The 253-nt window shown below is 61.3% G+C and carries 1 pseudogene; it reads right to left on the bottom strand.

Going from position 1 to position 253, the window contains the following annotated elements:
- Positions 1-112 precede the first annotated feature (112 nt).
- A pseudogene (locus tag ACFHWY_RS28985) lies at positions 113-253 on the bottom strand (transposase); the annotation flags it as partial.

Below are 253 nucleotides of genomic sequence, written 5' to 3'. Positions count from 1 at the left end.
GAAGATCGGCGATATCGTCGCCGCAGCCCTGACCATCCTCCACATCGAGCACGGACGAACCCACTGAAACGGCCACTACCCACGGTTACGGCCCGTTACTCGGAATGGCTCACTGACAACCCGTCCGGTTCTGGTAGAAGATCGCGTTCACGATCTCCCGCAGGTCGTAGTCGCCTGGCTGGCCCGACACCGCAGGGCCCCGGAGTAGTCCGCGAATGTCCTTTTTGGTCTGATCTTGTTCTGGGGGCTGTGC

The organism is Micromonospora sp. LOL_024 (assembly GCF_048060415.1).
Classification (GTDB): Bacteria; Actinomycetota; Actinomycetes; order Mycobacteriales; family Micromonosporaceae; genus Micromonospora.
Note: the sequence above shows the minus strand (reverse complement) of the source record. Positions and strands in the feature narration are given on the sequence as shown.